This is a genomic window from Bacillus sp. FSL M8-0049, from assembly GCF_038593355.1.
GTDB lineage: Bacteria > Bacillota > Bacilli > Bacillales > Bacillaceae > Bacillus > Bacillus safensis.
The window spans coordinates 1,568,035-1,587,015 of the sequence record NZ_CP151986.1 but is presented as its reverse complement, the minus strand read 5'-3'; the positions used below and the strand labels follow the sequence as shown (position 1 = coordinate 1,587,015).

Annotated in this window: 13 protein-coding genes; all 13 read right to left on the bottom strand. The window is 39.1% G+C overall.

Annotated features, from left to right (window positions below; genetic code table 11):
* Positions 1–2 precede the first annotated feature (2 nt).
* The 13 genes from NSU13_RS08100 to NSU13_RS08040 all read right to left on the bottom strand — a co-directional run bounded on the left by NSU13_RS08100 (position 3) and on the right by NSU13_RS08040 (position 18,865).
* Positions 3–1,349, bottom strand: a complete 1,347-nt coding sequence (locus NSU13_RS08100) for a YcaO-like family protein (protein WP_081124380.1) — start codon at positions 1,347–1,349, stop codon at positions 3–5.
* Between the two features lie 2 nt (positions 1,350–1,351).
* Positions 1,352–2,332, bottom strand: coding sequence for a TOMM precursor leader peptide-binding protein (locus tag NSU13_RS08095; protein WP_034281831.1), 981 nt, complete (start codon positions 2,330–2,332; stop codon positions 1,352–1,354).
* A gap of 14 nt (positions 2,333–2,346) precedes the next feature.
* The gene (locus NSU13_RS08090) at positions 2,347–3,054 is read right to left on the bottom strand and encodes a protein involved in maturation (protein ID WP_046310966.1); all 708 of its coding nucleotides are present in this window, start codon (positions 3,052–3,054) and stop codon (positions 2,347–2,349) included.
* 779 nt (positions 3,055–3,833) lie between these two features.
* On the bottom strand, positions 3,834–4,553 hold the full coding sequence (locus NSU13_RS08085; protein WP_180951433.1) for a pentapeptide repeat-containing protein: 720 nt from the start codon (positions 4,551–4,553) through the stop codon (positions 3,834–3,836).
* Positions 4,554–4,631: 78 nt separating this feature from the next.
* On the bottom strand, positions 4,632–5,402 hold the full coding sequence (locus NSU13_RS08080) for an ABC transporter permease (protein ID WP_227001718.1): 771 nt from the start codon (positions 5,400–5,402) through the stop codon (positions 4,632–4,634).
* 233 nt (positions 5,403–5,635) lie between these two features.
* Positions 5,636–6,529: an ABC transporter ATP-binding protein gene (locus NSU13_RS08075; protein WP_034281828.1), complete on the bottom strand. Its 894-nt coding sequence runs from the start codon at positions 6,527–6,529 to the stop codon at positions 5,636–5,638.
* A gap of 21 nt (positions 6,530–6,550) precedes the next feature.
* Positions 6,551–6,844 carry a transcriptional regulator gene (locus tag NSU13_RS08070; RefSeq protein WP_041117404.1) on the bottom strand — a complete coding sequence of 98 codons (294 nt, stop codon included), beginning with the start codon at positions 6,842–6,844 and terminating at the stop codon, positions 6,551–6,553.
* Positions 6,837–7,430 carry a hypothetical protein gene (locus NSU13_RS08065; RefSeq protein ID WP_034281824.1) on the bottom strand — a complete coding sequence of 198 codons (594 nt, stop codon included), beginning with the start codon at positions 7,428–7,430 and terminating at the stop codon, positions 6,837–6,839. Before NSU13_RS08065 ends, NSU13_RS08070 begins: the two co-directional genes overlap by 8 nt.
* A 298-nt stretch (positions 7,431–7,728) precedes the next feature.
* Complete coding sequence (locus NSU13_RS08060; protein ID WP_041117402.1) at positions 7,729–8,862, bottom strand: cellulase family glycosylhydrolase; 1,134 nt, start codon at positions 8,860–8,862, stop codon at positions 7,729–7,731.
* A gap of 24 nt (positions 8,863–8,886) precedes the next feature.
* Positions 8,887–10,116 (bottom strand): endo-1,4-beta-xylanase, encoded by a 1,230-nt coding sequence (locus NSU13_RS08055; protein WP_034281819.1) that lies wholly within the window; start codon positions 10,114–10,116, stop codon positions 8,887–8,889.
* 80 nt (positions 10,117–10,196) lie between these two features.
* Positions 10,197–12,302: a glycoside hydrolase family 48 protein gene (locus NSU13_RS08050; protein WP_034281817.1), complete on the bottom strand. Its 2,106-nt coding sequence runs from the start codon at positions 12,300–12,302 to the stop codon at positions 10,197–10,199.
* A 33-nt stretch (positions 12,303–12,335) separates the two neighbouring features.
* Positions 12,336–14,186, bottom strand: a complete 1,851-nt coding sequence (locus NSU13_RS08045) for a glycoside hydrolase family 9 protein (RefSeq protein WP_251232130.1) — start codon at positions 14,184–14,186, stop codon at positions 12,336–12,338.
* 425 nt (positions 14,187–14,611) lie between these two features.
* The gene (locus NSU13_RS08040) at positions 14,612–18,865 is read right to left on the bottom strand and encodes a PolC-type DNA polymerase III (protein ID WP_342490028.1); all 4,254 of its coding nucleotides are present in this window, start codon (positions 18,863–18,865) and stop codon (positions 14,612–14,614) included.
* Between the last annotated feature and the right edge of the window lie 116 nt (positions 18,866–18,981).

Sequence of the window (18,981 nt, the reverse complement as noted above, 5' to 3'; positions counted from 1 at the left end):
TATTAAGGAAATGGATGCGGAATTGGATTCAGTTCTTCTAACTTAAAAGGTTTATCTACTAAACCTAAATGATAAGAATGTTTTAAAATTCGTTCTCCGCCCAACATTCTACCTCTATAAAGAACGTCAATCGGTTTATATCCAGGAATAATTGATTTTACGACATAGGCACCAGCATCTTTTATATCAGGGCTGGTTAAATCAAAAGTTGCCACATGATATCCTTGTTTTGATAAATGACTGACAAGGTTAGTCCATAGAATGTCTGGAGAACGATCATCAAACGGTGCATAGTCTTTAACGTCCACTAATTTCTCACTTGCTGTTAAAAAATCAGCTTCTTTCACAATAGCTGTTCCCGCATAGAGTTTAATATGATCTTCAAAACTGTTAATATCTCGATGATAATCTACATCCACTAAGGCGTTCCCTAATCGTTGTTCTGTTTTTACCCAAGTTCTTGTATACATTCCCTCTATCGCAGCTTTCTCACATGCTCTTTCAATTGAATGAGCAGAGGCCGCGCCAATAGCAAATGGAGCTAAATCTGTATGAGGATTTCTTATCACTGCCAAAATAGTAGGAACACTAGAAAAAATGCTCATGTCTACTAAATGCAAATCAAGAGAAGTAGGTTTAATATATCTTTCATAGAAGTGTTTTAATCTAGGTGAGGTATTAATATCGATCTGCGGTAAACTTAACTTATTGTACCAAGTAAGCATAAATGCATCTCTTTCAATTGTTTCAAATAAACCTGAGATTGCCGCTTCTTGATATGTAATACCACAAGCTAGTCCATTACTAGTTGCATGACCAATATTGGGGTCTCCTGGCCACTCAGTATAGTTTGCAATATGAATTAATTGAGCAGGCGTCCAAACTTCTTCATTATTTTCAGCAATATGACCTTTTCTCCACCATAATTTTGTATCTTCATTCCATCTATCATGAGGAAAATTCGGGTCTTCATATTGAGTGACAGCATACATCTCCCACTTATCAAAGCCAATTACTGATTTGCCTTCATTGATTAAGTCCTTTTGAGTACCAAAACATACAACATCAGAGTTTAAAGGTAAATAAGCGGCACTATATCTTTCCACCGTTTCACCTATAGCTGCTAATCTGGCTGCAGCTGGATTAGCAGATCCTCCCCCATTATATGAATTAGACGGTACCCCAAATAAAATATTGCTGTCTGTACCATGCGCTCCATATGAATGACCCCATATATCATCAACGTCTCTGAGTTTTCTATACTCTCTACGGACTATCCCAACATAAGGATCTGCCAATTGGTCGAGTATTTCCCATGACTCTTCTAACGTTGTCCATTTATTAGCCATAATTAATTATTCACCTCACCATGAAACCAAACTTGAGGAAAACCTGTATCTGCAGCTGGGGAACACTTCGGGCATCTAGGTACTCTATAGACACGATGATGATTAAATGAGACACCTTTATCATCTAAATTAATTGTTGTAAATCCACCTGGTATTGCACTTGGTGCGTAATCTTTTAGTGTGAGCCATTCTAAAATTAAATTACTTGCAATTCCGATTTGAACTAAATGAATCGGCATATGATAAACCGGTTTCTTTTCAGGATTTATAGGCTTTATTTTCATTAAGTCTGAACGCAATACTTCGTCAGAAAAGTTTGCTGACTTTCGAAGGTTATAGCAATGTAAACAAGCTGATTGATGTGGTATGAAAAATGGACCTACCCAAGATGTCTGTCCATCATATGGCACAATGCTCAACCAAGGTATGTGGTCTTCTAATGCTAGATCATTTATTTCTTCAAAAATCGGGTCTAAATGAGAGTTGCCAATAGCAACCCTGATATCCGGCTGCTTATTTAATTCTCCTTTAAGCACTACATGTAGCCCTGCCTCTTGCAAATGACGAATAAATTCAGCAGCAACTGGATTATGATCTCGCGTAATAACTTCAACAATTCCTGTTTTTAAACGATCTAGTATATCTTCAACCAATACTTGTCCACCGGCTCTTTCATAAGACAAAAGCGCCGTCAAATCAAAGTTCATATCCGTCTTAACACACATTCCGTTTGTAACTAAAAATTCGAGGACATGTTTTAATTGATCACTCTCTACTTCGAAATTCTCCTCTAGTTCTTTAATCGAAACCCCATTATCTTCCGTGAGATAATTAGAAATTTCTTGAATAAATTCAATAATTCCGTCACCTTCAATTTTGGTGACAGTTTGCGCTTTTAAACCAATCAAACTGTCTTCTAGTTTACCTAGCGTAATGTGTGGTGCTAATTTATACCTCGTCATTTCTTGGTCTTTGACAAACATATATTATTCCTCCTTTAAGAATAATTAATTTGTATTTTAGATAATTGGGCCCGAGTTGGGGGGTGACCAATTATTTGTTCAAGCGTGTTCGTAAATGGCTGTAATTGTTTTGAAGAAGAAGCTTCTTGAAAACCGACTAACCATTCTAATACGTCTAAAGGCATATTGTTCTGGGACAATATTGATATGACCTCTTCTTTACTTTTACAATATAATTCAATTTTCATATTTAAATCCTCTTCAAAAATATCCTTCAGCCTACTCATACTTACTAACTCTGGTCCTGTTAAATCATATGCCTTTCCAGCACGATTCCTAACATCTTTTTTAGGGATTAAACATGCCTTTACAACATCTTTTGTATTGATCCAATTAACTCCCTCGGGAGAAAATGCAGTTATTAATTTACCAGTAGCACCTGCCCATCCTCTATAAAGTTCTATATTGATATCAAGCGGTGAAGTCCTATAAAGTATGCTATTCTGATAGATTTTCAATAATTCACTTTCAAGAGAACCTAGTTCATCCTCAACAGTATGCCTTCTATTAGATAAAATAATCGTTTCCGTTTGAAAATCAGTATTATTTATAAAGTATTCTTTGTCATAACTAACAGCCCCGCCCAAATCGATTATTTGAGCAGGATAGTCTTCATACTCAACTTTCATCTTCTCTAAATAGGCTTTGATTGGTTCTCTAATACCGACATAATGAATACTCATAAAGAGCCCCCTCTTTCCCGATCACATTGGGATAAAATGGTTAAAATATAAGTGAATCAACTTATAATAGAAAAAGTAATCTTCTATTCGAGTTCTTCATAACATAGTAACCTCAACTTTTTTCATACATTTAATTAACTTAATATCTAAATACCCAAAATATTTGATCCAAAATAACGCCGCCCTTCAATCAAAAAAACAACATTAAGACCATATAAACCCTTTAAATACATAAAATTTTAAATATAGTATTATTTTACATAGTCATATTAAACCACACTTTTTCAGGGTTATCAACGAACTTTTCAGAAAATATAAAACTTTCACACTTAATCATTGACAAATAAAGACTTATGAACCATCATATGTAATATATCAACTACATATCTATGTTGATAAATTTTAAATAAGGAGGTCTAAAGATGACTAAAATTACAATCCCAACTGCTTTGGCCGCTAAGGTACATGGGGAAGGTCAACATCTATTCGAACCAATGGCTGCGCGCTGCACTTGCACAACAATCATCTCAAGTTCTTCAACTTTCTAATCAACTTTAGTTTTTCGACATATCATTGAAAAGATCGCTCGCCCACCTAGCAAAGAAGACTTAGCTGGGTGGGTGGGCATCTTTTATTTGAAAATAGAAGTTCTCCACATTTAATTTGCTTAACGAAAACCTTGCATTAAACATTCATATCATGTTAATGGGGCAGCAAGAGATAGTGAATAAAACAAAAATAAAAGGCTATTGAGATTTTTCTCAATAGCCCCTGCTGTATTAAATATCGATTACTTCCACACCGCTTAAATCTGCCCCTTCTCCTTCTAAAATATGATAAGTCATTTTATCCATTGTCACTCCAATAAAGTTTAATTTTTTAATCGTACATGATTTAAAATTAACATTGATTAATTTAGAATTCTCAAAAGAAATGTTTTTAAAATAACAATTTTCAAATAAAACATTGATTAAAGATGATTCATCAATACTAATGTTGGGTAAATGACAGCCATATAAGGATGAATTCGTTATCTCACAATGTTCAAAATGAGATTGAGTCAAATCACTCTTTTCAAAGGTAGTTGAGGAAATTTTAGAATGGCTAATATTAACTTTTCTCAGATAACACCCATTAAAATCTGAATGACTCATTACTTTTTGTACAATCGATAGTCCCTTAAAATCGCACAACTTATATTTAACATTTATAAATGTTAACCATTCTAAATCAGCATTAACAAATATTTTTTTCACGTGCTCTACGCGGTTATGATCATCAATTACTAATGTATGATTATCAATGCTTATTTCGCCTGATTTCAGCTTTTCAATAAGCATATCCTGAACCTCTGCATCTTTTAATCCATCATTTTCGAGTTTTAATTTAACATTTCCAAGCAGCTCTAATAATTCTTTTTTCTTTTCTTCATATGTTTTGTCTTTTTTATATGGGCGAAAACAACTTTCAACATACAGTTCTAACTCTTCACTTAACATTGCCTCACTCCTTTTTCTACAGACAGCATACATGCATTGATTTGGCGGTGCATAACATTTAGCTGAAATTTTTAGTGACTAGCCTCTGGCTCTCTTTATATATTTTTTATAGCCAACCAACGAAAGAATAAACCCTAACAGTGTATAGCCTATAAGGACTGCTGTTACTAAGATCAAATTCTCTCCTCCTGGTAGTGTTGATACTGATTGCACTAAGCCTTGATGTGCCCAATACTGCGGGAAGAGCATACCAATTATTTTGAGATAACTAGGTAATTGATCAAATGGAGTCCATAAACCACAAGCAACTGCTGTCCCTAAAGCAATCATGTTTGTCATCACTAAGCCTGTATTCTCAGTTTTAGCAAATGCAGCGATGGCAACTCCCCATGAAGTCACTTGCATTGATAATAGGACAACTACTAAGAAATACGAGCTGTATTGTGTTATTTCAATACCATATAAATAAACCCCTAAAATGGTTAACAACAAAACTTGAAATAAGATAATGATAAAAAACGGAACGCATTTTCCAAGAAAAAAATGATGCGGCTGTAAAGGAGTACTTGCCAGCCTTGCCACAATTCCTTTCTCACGATCTTTTACAAAACTAATGACAATTGAAATAATGACAAATGTGGAGAAAAACACGCTCATCCCTGTCACTGATTGAGAAGCAACCAATGTTTTTTGTGCTTGAGAACTACCTGATGTAAATAATTCTATTAAAAGAATAATTGAAGCAACTGGTAATAAAATGGTCCAGAACAACAATGATCGATCTTTCACCTGTTTTATAGATTCGATGCGGACTAGTGGCCACATAAAAATCACTCCCGTTATATTCATTTGATTCCCTTCTATACAACTCTTAAATAATCACATTTTTTATTTATTTTACCATTTGCGGATGTGGCGAATTAGAATTAGTCAAATAATGTTGACTAATTACTTATGATTTTAAATCTACGGTACACACAAATTAATTCTGTTCGTTAGATTTATGTTCTTTCTACATCAGTCACTCTTTTAAGTTATTTTCATTGAAATACGAGAGTGGTTTTCATTCATAAAGGGCATTTTTATTGTAATTGATCACGTAAATCTGTTCCTGTTAATTGAAAAAAGACATCTTCAAGTCTCGGTCTGTACAAAGATAATTGTTGGGGAACCAATGATTCCTTCTTACTCAGTTTAGCCAAATCTTCTAAAGTATCTAATGGTTTTGTAGTTTTAACTAACACTCCACCTTGATAAGTTACAAAATCATACCCGAGATTAGTTAATGTTTTATTAGGAATCTTAGATTCAAAAAAGACTGATGTTTCTGCGTAACGATTCAAAAGCTCATCTATTTTGCCTTCTTCAACAATGTTCCCTTTATCAATGAAAGCCACATAATCACATAAACTCTCTATTTCCTCCATATAATGACTAACATAGATAATAGTTCTTCCCTCTTCCTTCAATTTGTTAATGATGTCGAAAATATAACGTCTTGATTGAGGATCTACCCCCACTGTCGGTTCATCTAAAAGAATTAACTTAGGAGCATGCATTAAAGCGCAGCCAATATTCAAACGGCGTTTCATTCCTCCTGAAAAGCTTTCAACGATATCATTTGCTCTTTCCCACAATCCTACATCTTTTAGTGTTTTTTCTACTCTTTCATCTAATGTTTTCCCTTTTAAACCATAAATTTGTCCAAAAAACTCCATATTTACTTTCGCTGTTAATTTTTCCTCTAAGCTGATGTCTTGCGGTATGTAGCCGAGCGCACTTTTAGATTCACCAACATGCTCAACTTTGCCTTCATATGATTTAATGATGTGAGATATAATTTTCATCAAGGTTGATTTACCAGACCCATTTGGACCTATTAATCCATAACAAACTCCTTCTGGAATCGTTAATGTAACACTTCTTAACGCTTGGGAAGTTCCATATTTTTTACTGACGTTTTCTATTTGCAACATTCGGCACCCTTTCCTTTCATCTCATTTATTTTTTAAAATGGCTTCAATAACACTCAAATATTCTTTGTAGGCTTGCTCTCCCAAATCTGTTATACTAACGATTGTTTTTGGTTTTTTATCCACAAAGGTCTTTGTAATTAGCACATAGCCTGCTTCCTCTAATTTTTTTAAATGCGAGCCCAAATTACCATCTGTTACAGATAAAGAACCTTTTAAGAAGCTAAAATCACATTTTTCATAAATCATTAATAAACTCATAATCCCTAACCGAACTTTTGGATGGATTAAATCATTTAAACTATTGACATTACTCATTTCCTTGTCCTTTTCTTTTTAAAATCACACCAGTTAATAACAAACTTCCTCCACCTATAAAAGCGAAGATAATGTTCATTAAACTAGGAAATAATAAAAATGTAGTTACACCTAAAACACTTAGCCAGAACCCCATAATAAAGATCTCTTTAGCCAGAACAATACCTAAGAGTAAATACATGATGGAAACCAATAAAACAACATAGAAGGGTAAATTATTTAATGTATATGGTAATAAACCAACACATATTAAAAAAATAAAGATACCTAAAATGATTCCAATACCAAGCCATGTGTATTGCAATTGAGTTCTTAAAAACAAGGGCATCGGTATCATTTTCTTTTGTTTAAAATAAGTAGTTAAAGTGATAACCCAGCCAGCAATGCCTAAAATAAGCCAAAAGACAGCTGCAGTTATAGAATGAGCAAAAAGTAAAGGTATTGAATATCCCATTATCCAAATAAGGCCCCAAATGATAAAATAAATACTGGTTTGTTTACAATACTCTGTTTTATAGTTTGTAATCGTCTTGATATGAGATAAATTCTCTAATATTTCTGAATTATTAAATTTTTCATTAGACATAAATAAACTCCTCTTCCACAAAGAACTCTGTACTACAGAGTATAGAATTAAATTTCCATTTAGTCAAGTTATTGGAAATACCTTTTTATGAATTAAAATAAATATAACCACCCCCTTCCTTTCAACGAAATCTCATAAATACCTTCTGCTTCTTGATCGTTTCTGGAACTTGGTCTCATAACCGCTTCATATTTCAAGAAATTTAAATATAGAAAAAGTGATAAATATTCTGTCTGAAAAGTAAGAATTACTAATTGGAGTGAGCGGTATAAACAGTTCCTTATTCAGCAGGCATTCGTCATCGGTTCTTTTTATTCATTCTTTTCGCATGTTCACTGATAAGTGCTGCCTCCCTGCTCCCTTTTATGATGCGGAAACCGTCATAATCCGGATAGAGCGAATCATCGTCCTGAATGCTTGTTAAAATCCAAAATTGACTGCCAGCCCCTCCGAGCCGCTCAACTGCTGACAGCCAGCTTTGGTATACGTCAGGACGAGCTGATTGATTTTGATAGCCAAACTCTTCTAGCACAACTGGCTTTCCGATTGAATTCCCGCGGGTGATATGGTCTTCGATCCATTTCACTCCCCAGGCAGCAGACTTATTCCAGTGATCTGGGTACAGATGATAGGTTCCATAATCGATATTAGGAAGAGATGTTAAACTGTCCCAATCGACGCCTTCTCCTCCACCGTAAAACCAATCTTCATGTCCTGGTATGCGAAAGAATCCTTCATCTCCTACTGCAACAAGATGGTGACGATCCAGCGATTTGATCCATGTACTCATTTCATCTGCCCATTTGACTAGTACATTTCCCGTGGGATCTGACTGCATCCGCGGCTCGTTGGCTAATTCCCAAGTCATAATAGCTGGATCGTCTTTATATTGAACACCTGTATACGTATTGGTTCTTTCTAATACATAACGCACATAATTTTTGTATGCTTTTTGAATACGAGGATCTGTATAAAAAGCATCATGCGATTCTGCCCCGAACCACTTCACGTATTGATTCATCCCACCAAAGTCATCCCAATTGTTCACTAGTGGGATCACAAGCTTTATTCCTTCCTGTCCTGCTTTATAAATCGCATAATCTAGTTTTTGAAAACCAGATTCTTCATAGACGCCTGGACTAGATTGTAAGACTGAGTTTTCTTGAGGGGCCCCGTCGTGAAAGCCCCAAATTCGTATGACCTTTAAATTCATTGCTTTCATATCATCGAACACAGCATCTACCATTTTTTTAGATTTATAATGGAAATAGTAATTATTTGTGCCGGCGAAGTAAAATGGTTGATTGTTCAGCGTAAATTGTGTACCAGACGTCTGCACATAAGCGGCGGCCTTCATCGTAAGCGAAAACCAGCCAGACCATATAGCGGCTACAAGTATGAAGCAAGACACTCTTTGAGCCAACTTTTTCATTTACATTCTCCTCACAATCTATCTCTATCCTTCTTGAGGCAGGATCACATCTAGTTGATACGGTGTTTGTTCATTTGAATCAAGTGCAATCGTCTGCTGTTTCAACATTTTACTTTCTTTACCGATTCGAATCTCATATGTTCCGTGAAATGCTGGACATTTCACATGGCCATTAGCATCTGTTTTTTCAACTCTTTGGGTCGTCCACTCATTTAGAAGCTTTTCATAACGTCGGCCTGCTTCATTTAAAGACCAATCATAATTCACGATGGCTGCATGTTCACCTCTCCAATGGGCACCTGCCCAAAATCCCCACATCAGCACTCCTTTTACGGCTGGATGACTAAATGCGACGCGATATAAAGCCTCCAGGTTATCCGCTCTTCTATTAGGGTCAGGGTGAACAGAATCGTACTCTGTGACCCATATTGGAAGACCAAGCTCAGCCAGCACATCGAGCCTCTCTTTGACAATGACTGGATCGACCCGTTCTTCAAAATGGCCTTGAACCCCAATCGCCTCAATAGGTGCGCCTAACTGACGCAGTTCATTGATATGCGCTTTATAGGCATGGTGTTCACCATAAGAGATCACATTATAATCATTCACAAACAATAGTGCTTGAGGGTCAATTTTTTTCGTTTCTTCATACATCCACTTCCAAATAGTTTTCCCAAAGCGATCTTTAAAAAATGAACCATGCATCATTTCATTGTTTACATCCCAATGACGGAACCTTCCCTTAAAGTGATTGCCCGCATGCTCAAGCCGGTTTTTCATGGCTTCATATACTTCGTGATTCGGCAGTGACCTTAGCCAGCTTGGATTCGCATCCTCTACCTCCCAAAATAAAGCGTGCCCCCTCACTGGAAGCTGATGTCGATCTGCAAAATTCAGCATCGCATCTGCTTTTTCGTAGGTGATTTTCCCTCTTTCTGGCTCATTCGCATACCATTTTGCTTCATTTTCAAAAACAGCCCAATTAAAATGCTTTACGAAAAAATCAGCATATTGTTGATTAAATAACACTTGATCATTCATCGCTGAACCAAAGGCGAATTCATGTCTGATTTGCTTTATTTCAACCTCTATACCTGCTATTGGCTTTTTTTCGCCGTTTGTCACGTTGATCACAAGATCTCTTTGTCTATGCTCTGAGATTCGATCATCCGCCTCTTTTTTCCACATCAGATTTTCCTGCCCATTTTCGCCTCTATTGAATGAATGATGAAGAAAGCTTCTTTCTTTGACCATGTGAAATCACCCTTATCTTCATTGGATTGATATTACTAATCAAACTGCCGGCTAGAAGCCGGCAGCTTGATTTTAACCTCTTAGTTGATCAGACGATGGTATTCAGCATAGGCAGTGGCCATATCCACTTGAGACCAGAAGCGGTGATAAGTGAAAACTGGTGCGCCATTCTCCCATTTGCCTGTAGCTTCATTAAATGAAGACTGATATTTACTTTCGAGTGAAGACCATGCTGGATCTTGTTTAATCTTCGGACGAAGATCAGCAAAACTCGTATAGACCCCATTCCCTCCTCGCTGCGGGTCAGAAGGAATGGTGCTGGCTCCAGGAATCTGATTTCCTTGACCAAATGTCCCATTCCATCCATTTGGGAAATACACTTCTTTTCTAAAGAAACGGTCATAGTCTTCTCTATCTTCCTCTGTCACTATGCCGACGCCATCATTGTAATTCCATGCAACCTCTAGGAGCTGCGCGGCTGCATCTTTCGCTCTTGCACCAAGCGCTGTATAATCACCTGTTTCCTGCTTTGTGGCTGCAGCAAAGAATATCAAAGCTTTGGCTAGACTTCCTAATACGCCCGTATCCTGAGTCGGATCTTTAGTTACAGCTGTTAAATTTGGATTTCCTGTTGCAGACTGGAACCCATTCCAAGTATCAGGCTGTCCGCTCCAAGCAATATTTCCAGGAAGCCAAAACTCTCCAGGCGCACTTGTTGTAGCAACCGAAACATTCGTTCCCCCTAGAATTCTCTGTCCTTGCTCATCTAAGAAATAACCCTCTTCATCCGACACAGGACGGCTGCCGATAAAAATGTAATCTAAGGCATAGCTGACCCATTTTGTTATGACAGATTTGGCCATTTGGACATTTTCAGATGTTTTGTCGCCATCTTTTACAAAAATATAATAAAGCTCTGCTACGCGCTCCATTGGCCACGCCTGCATTCCAAACCAGTTATTTGAAGGCGGGTCAAGGTAAACAGGTGCATCTTCATATGCCATATCATAAAAAGTACTTCTTCCTGCTGGATAAGCGCTATAGTCCCCATTCCAGCTATTGGTTGCGCCTCCTGCTATGGCTCCTTCTTTCGATTGAAGCCATACGTAAAATTCAAGCTGTCTCTTTAAGGTTTTTTCCCAATCGCTTGCCCCTGTTGACGAAGATGGCTTTAAGCCTCCTTTATCAGAGGATAAAGCATAAGCGGCGACAGGATTTTGATATCCCTGATGACAATGGCTCGCTCCGATACGCCATGACCAGTTTGCATACTCCCCAAGTCCTCCGCCCCAAGAGGTATACCACGCCATTAAGTAATGACAGGCGCCCTTTCCGTTTCCAGGATACGGATTCCCCTGCTTCCCGCTTCCAATCGTTTGAAAATATTTATCGTACATGCCGTAACGGAGGAAATCCCCCATTTTTTTCGCTTTATCAAGATAAGTTGACTGATTATAGCCGAGCTCCTTTGCCCAATACATCGCTTGTATCGCACGCGCATCAGCATCCGTTGCATTCGTATAGCGCCACTGGGCAGCTGGAGCTTGATTTTCTTTTGTGAACAAGCTCATAAAGCCTTCATTCGGCTTACCAAAAGATTTATCATCCTGTGATGGATGAGGGATGGACTCCCATACAGATTCTTGCGGACCACGCTGGAATGTGTTCACATAGGCAGCTGTATGTGATGGGTTGAGCAAGTTGCCATAGCCATACCAGTTATCTACGTCAAGGAGCCAGTGCATTAAATACGTTTCATTCGTCCCATAGGTTGATTTCAATTCACTATCAATTGGATCTTGACCAGCAGGACGAGCACCGGTCAGCTGGCTTGGGTATTGATCCGGAAATGGTTTCTCTGCTGCGTATGTGGCTGGGCTGGACGGATTATAAGCGTTCATATGCGGCTGCTCATCATGTCCATCTTCATTGACTGGGATGATGTACTTCTCCATATTGTCCCAAGCTGCCTCTAATTTGCTCCAGTCCCCTGTGTAATGTCCGTACAGCACCTCAAGCCACAGCCAATAGCTATACGCTTCTGAAGTTGTCATATGTCCGTAATCAGGTGCTTCACAAATGAGCGTCTCGATTGAATGATAAGGAATTCCTTCTGGTGAAAAATATCCATTCGCATCGCTTTTGATTTGATGATAAAGCGTTAAAAACCGTTCTTTGTTTGACAAGTCCTTCACCCTTTCAATAAAATCATTGTTTTTTTATTTGTCTGGAAGTGTGCCAAATACTAAAACACCATCGTCAAAGACAGGAATCTTTGTTGTTTTTTGCATATTGGATGTTAATCCTTGATAGGAATAATCATTTGAGGCATCCCATATATTCGATCCATTTGGAGCAGATAATCGAAATTGTATTTCCTTCTTATGCTCAGATTCTCCCCTAGGAGAAATAGCTACGCCCGTAAAATCGATTTCTGCAAAATAGACGCGGCTTGATGCGTCATATACCTTTAAAGGTGATAAGGAAGCGCCTTCATTGTAGGCTGCTGTCACTTGAATATCCTTTTCAGTGAACCCCTTTGCAAAGACCTCACTCAGATTGACGTAATATCTAAAGGACAGTGTTTGACTGCTTCTTGCCGGCCAGCCTGACCTGTTGTATAGCACTGCTTTCACTTGAGTAGATGTTGTATCGTTATGCATCACAGCCGCTTCTACAAAAAACTCATCCTCCACTAGTTCTTTAGGCGGGAAATTGGGCAGCTTTGATTGCCCTTGACCAAACAGCTGCACCATTTTGGCGATATTTCCAGTAAAGGCGGCATTATAATCAGTCGCCACTTCGTTTGATACATAATCCGAGATATCATCGTCATATTGATCCTGTGCATTAGGGCCCCCAACAAGTGCTCCATAAAGTGTGTGCCGATGAACTGGAGGATTTGTCAGCTGGTTCGACCATGAGCCATGTGCAGTACGGTGGTGCGGGTGCTTCGGCGGATTCTGGCCAAAACCAACGACATAACTTCTATTCAGCGGATTATCACCTAACATATAGTGAGTTTGCTTGATCGCAAACGATTGGTATCGATTTTTCTTTTCTTGATCAGATACCCAATCAGCATAGACAAAGGCTAAAAATGCTGCATTGGCGGCATAACGAAGTGAACCCCATTGATCAAGCCATGCCAAACCGCCAGGCGTATAAGTGATTCTTTCTACTTTTCCATTTTGAACAAGACCTGTAGTCCAGTAATCAAGATTGCGCTCTGTCGATTCTATAAATCTGTTTTCTTTCGTGATTCTTGCTAGTAAGATTTGTGAAGCAAAAAAAGTATTGTCCCATGACATGGTAAACGTATAATCCCAATCCTTCGGCCATTCCTCTACCGCTTTTAATGCTTTGTTTAAATAGGTTTCTTCATTTGTCGCCAAGTACAGCCAGATTCCGCCCCAAATAAGTTCGTCAACATAGCCGCTCCAGGAGTTGTAAAATGGCTGCGCATTGGTGACACAATCTGTATATTTGCCGCGATACCTGTCAGCAAATGCATATAGCTGTTTGGCGTGCGTCAAAAGCTTTGCTGCATAGGACGCATCTGTTTCTTTAAAAATGATAGAACCTGCTGCTAAAGCCGCCGCAGTTTGTGCAGCTACTTCTGTGCCAGGACAATGTTCATCAATTTTAAAAGCTGGCCGGTTCATCGGCATCACTTCTGCTGGACCCCACCAAGCATGATCGGCGTTTCCATCACCTACTTGCGCCCAAAATTCATTCGGTCCTGTATGTGCTTTCAAAAAATAATCCGTTGCCCACTTGATTTGATCTAAGATCTCATCAAGCAATTCTGCTTCTTCATAAGCTTCCCGGTATTCATATACTGTCCATGCAAGCACGGCTGCTGAATAAGCCATCGGAAGTCCAAATTTCACATGATCTCCTGCATCATACCAGCCGCCAGTTAAGTCATGCCCAACATCCTTCCCGTCCTCTAGTCCAGAATCTCCCCGCCAGTTAAGACGATTACTTTCCGGAAGCCGGCCTGACCGCTGCGCTTCATAAAACAGCATGGATTTTTGGAGAACCTCTACATAGTTGTAAGATGCCATTTCTCTATTGCTCACCCCTTCTTTTTAGTGAAACATTGATCAATAGACGCGACCGCCTCCTTTCTATCCTTCATTTCGTGATCTGTACAGTTTTGAAAAGAATCAAATATGTTTCAAAAATAAGCATAGTAAACAGCAATCAGCTTTACGCTCATCGAAGGTTTTCTCTTGATTCTCCTTCTGACTGTACCCAGAATGATCATATGTCGCTTGAGAACATTTCAGACGGCGAAATTCTCTTTTGAGCTCTATTTGGGTAGAAAGAATGACATACAATCTCTTCTCTTAAAACATCACGCTAAATCAAGATATATGAATGAATAAGAAAATAATTCCAATTGATGAGAAATCTTTATTAGTTAACATAATAAAATTATTGTATATAGAGAAAAGAACGCCCTTTTAGGGCGCTCTTATTTATCACATTAAAATAAAGAAAGCTGGTTTTGATCAGGAAGTGCTTCTAAACAGCCTTGACGATCTAAATATTCAAGGATGGTCTTCGACACTTTTCCGCGTTTTTGTAAATCTTCTTTTGAGAGGAATTCCCCATCTTGCCGCGCGCGGACAATATTTAACGCAACGTTTGTACCAAGTCCAGGGATTGAGTTGAATGGCGGTATTAAACCGTCTCCATCAATGATAAACTCCGTTGCACTTGAGCGGTAGAGGTCAACTTTTTTGAAGTGGTAGCCTCTTTCACACATTTCAAGTGCAAGCTCTAGTACAGTTAATAGGTTCTTTTCTTTCGGTGATGCATCTAGACCTTTAGAGTTAATGTCATCCATAACAGCTCGTATCGCATTCGATCCTTTTGTCATCGTTTCAATATCAAAGTCATCCGCACGAACGGTAAAGTAAGCTGCATAGTACAGGAGTGCATGATGCACCTTGAAATAAGCAATCCGAACAGCCATTAACACATAAGCAGCCGCGTGGGCTTTAGGGAACATGTATTTGATTTTTTTACAAGAATCAATATACCAGTTTGGTACATTATTATTCTTCATTTCTTCTTCCCATTCAGGAGGAAGTCCTTTTCCTTTACGAACAGATTCCATGATTTTAAAGGCAAGGGACGGCTCTAAGCCTTGATAGATGAGATAGACCATAATATCATCACGGCACCCAATTACTTCACTTAGTTCACACGTTTTATTGTGAATGAGCTCTTGCGCATTTCCGAGCCAAACATCCGTACCGTGTGATAGTCCAGAAATCTGAACAAGCTCTGAGAAGGTCGTTGGTTTTGTATCCTCTAGCATTTGCCGAACAAATCTTGTCCCAAATTCTGGGATACCGAGTGTACCTGTTTTACAGCCAATTTGCTCTTCTGTTACACCTAGTGGCTCTGTCCCTTGGAAAATCTTCATGACTTCAGGGTCATCTGTTGGAATCGTTTTTGGATCGATTCCGCTTAAATCTTGAAGCATACGAATGACCGTTGGATCATCGTGCCCAAGAATATCCAGCTTGAGCAAGTTATCGTGGATCGAATGGAAATCAAAATGTGTCGTCTTCCAATCGGAACCTGTCGCATCTGCTGGGTATTGAATAGGTGAGAAATCGTAAATGTCCATATAATCAGGCACAACGATAATCCCGCCTGGATGCTGGCCTGTTGTTCGTTTTACCCCTGTACAGCCTTGTACAAGCCGGTCGATTTCAGCGCCTCTCATATGAAGGTTATGATCTCCTGCATAGCCTTTTACGTAACCATATGCTGTTTTTTCTGCAACGGTACCAATCGTACCTGCTCTGTATACATAATCTTCACCGAACAGCTCTTTCGTATAGTTATGTGCGATCGGCTGATATTCGCCTGAGAAGTTTAAGTCAATATCAGGTACTTTGTCTCCTTTAAAACCTAAGAACGTTTCAAACGGAATATCATGTCCATCTTTTTTATACGGCGTTCCACATTCTGGACAGTCCTTATCAGGAAGGTCAAAGCCTGAACCAACAGATCCATCATTAAAGAACTCAGAGTGCTTACAGCTTGGGCATACATAATGAGGTGCAAGTGGATTTACTTCAGTAATCTCTGTTAATGTCGCAACAAGAGATGAGCCGACAGATCCCCTTGAACCAACAAGATATCCATCATCAAGTGATTTTTTTACGAGCTTATGAGAGATTAAGTAAATAACGGCGAAGCCATGACCGATAATACTTTTTAATTCTTTCTCAATGCGGTCTTCTACGATTTTCGGCAAATCATCTCCGTAGATGCTGCGCGCCATTTGATAGCTCATTTCCCGTATTTCTTCATCTGCACCTTCAATTTTTGGTGTGTAAAGATCATCTTTGATAGGTTTAATGCTTTCGACCATCTCAGATACCTTTTGCGTATTTGTTACGACGATCTCTTTCGCTTTTTCGTCTCCTAGGAAGGAGAAGGCTTCGAGCATTTCATCTGTCGTTCTAAAATGAACTTTTGGCAGTTCATGGCGGTTCAGCGGATTCGCTCCACCCTGTGATGAAATTAAGATTTTACGATAAATTTTGTCCTCTGGATGCAGGTAATGTACATTTCCAGTCGCCACAACTGGTTTATTCAGCTTTTCGCCAAGCTTGACAATGTTTGTGATGATTTCTTTTAACGCACGCTCATCTCGAACTAGCTCAAGCTGCAGCAGGTGCTGATACACTTCTGGCGGATGTACTTCTAAATAGTCATAAAATGCTGCAATGTCTTCCACCTCATCAGGTGACTTTTGCATCATTCCTTCAAATACCTCACCCTTATCACAAGCAGATCCAACAATTAAACCTTCACGATATTTCTCAAGCTGAGAGCGCGGAATACGCGGGACCCGGTAGAAATAATGTATATGAGAAAGTGAAACAAGCTTAAATAAATTCTTAAGGCCAGTCTCATTTTGAGCAATCAAAGTCGCGTGGTAAGGACGTGAGCGCTGGTAAGCATTCGACTGCCCCATGTTTTCATTCAATTGATCGTGATAGGCAATCTCTTTTTCAGCCGCATCTTTTAGCATCTTCAGCATGAGATAGCCTGTCGCCTCTGCATCATAAATCGCCCTGTGATGCTGCGTCAGTTCAATATCGAACTTTTTACAAAGAGTGTTCAGCCGGTGATTTTTAAATTCTGGGTAAAGGAACCGGCCAAGTTCAAGTGTATCAATGACAGGGTTTGACGCTTTATCTGTTTTTAGCAGGCGTTTATACGCTGCATTTAAAAAGCCCATATCAAAGCTCGCATTGTGCGCAACAAGGATATCTTGTCCAATCCATTCTTTGAAATCCCGCACGACGTCGACGACATCTGGTGCATCTCTCACCATATCATCGGTGATACCTGTTAATTCGATGGTGGTCGCTGATAACGGGTGATGAGGATTAGCAAATGCCTCAAAGCGGTCAATGATTTCCCCGCCTTTTATTTTCACTGCTGCCAGCTCAATGATCGTGTCATAAACGGCTGAAAGTCCAGTTGTCTCTACGTCGAATACGACATACGTCGCATCCTCTAACAAGCGGTGCTCTGGGTTATATGCAATCGGTACCCCGTCGTCTACTAAGTTGATTTCCACACCGTACATCATTTTGATGCCATGCTTTTTACTTGCTGCATACGCATCTGGGAAGGATTGTACAACGGCATGATCCGTCAGGGCAATTGCTTCATGTCCCCATTTTTTTGCTTGTTCAACAAGTCTGCCAATGCCAGTCACAGCATCCATTTGGCTCATAGGGGAATGTAAATGAAGCTCCACACGCTTTTCACCCTCAGGTGCTGTATCTTCTTTCAGCTGCGGTTTCATTTCATTGACATCATTGGCGATCATGACAAGATCTCTGACAAACGTATCATTTTGAATGCTTCCTCTTGCTTTCACCCACATGCCTTTTTTCAATGATTTCATCAGCTGAGCATCTTCTTTTTCTCTTGCAAACATTTTGATCAAAATACTGTTTGTATAATCTGTGATCTTAAAGATACAAAGCGTTCTCCCGCTTTTCAGCTCACGCGTTTCTGCATCGAATACGTAGCCTTGAACGGTAATTCTTCTTTCCTCGTCCATGATACTATCAAGCGTACGAATTTCTTCATTGTCTTTGATTTGATAGCCAATCATCAGAGGGCCTGACGGAGCTTCATTCTGCTCCTCACTTTCTTTCTTCTTCATCTCAGTGAGGGCTTGCATGGCTCTTTCTTGATCTTCAGCAAGCTTTTGTTCTCTGAACTTCTGAATCTCTTGATCTGATACAAAAATTTCTGTATCGAATTGCAGCTCTGGAAAGCCCACTTGTTTAAATGCGGCCTGGAGCATCGGGCTGTATTTCTTCTTAATAGCGAGTGCCTCTGTTTCGCTTTTCGTTTTAATAATGATTTTATGTCCAGACAGCGATGGTTTTTGCTGCTGAAGCAAGCTGATGATTGGGGGAGAAATTCCTTGAAGTTCTTCCACACAATGTGACCAGTACGATTGCACGAGTTCTTCAGATATGTGCGGATCACTCACTTCAATCGTACAAGTGATTTGTGCAATATGTGAAAATGCATTTGTCAGCCTGCTGAGAAACATGGCGTATACTTTGTAAGGCAAAAGCGCTTTAAATTTAAAAAGGAAATGCCATGTTTTCGTCGCCTTATGCACCGTCAATTTAACGATTTCTCCTTCTTCAAAGTAACGACTGAGGTCATCATCTGTCATTTGAATCTGATTGAGTAATATATGAAATTGCCGCCGTGTGATCGGTAATTGTTCATCCAAGACAGGACCCTCCTTTTGTCAATCAGAAAGGTACCTCTTTTCTACAGGAGGTACCT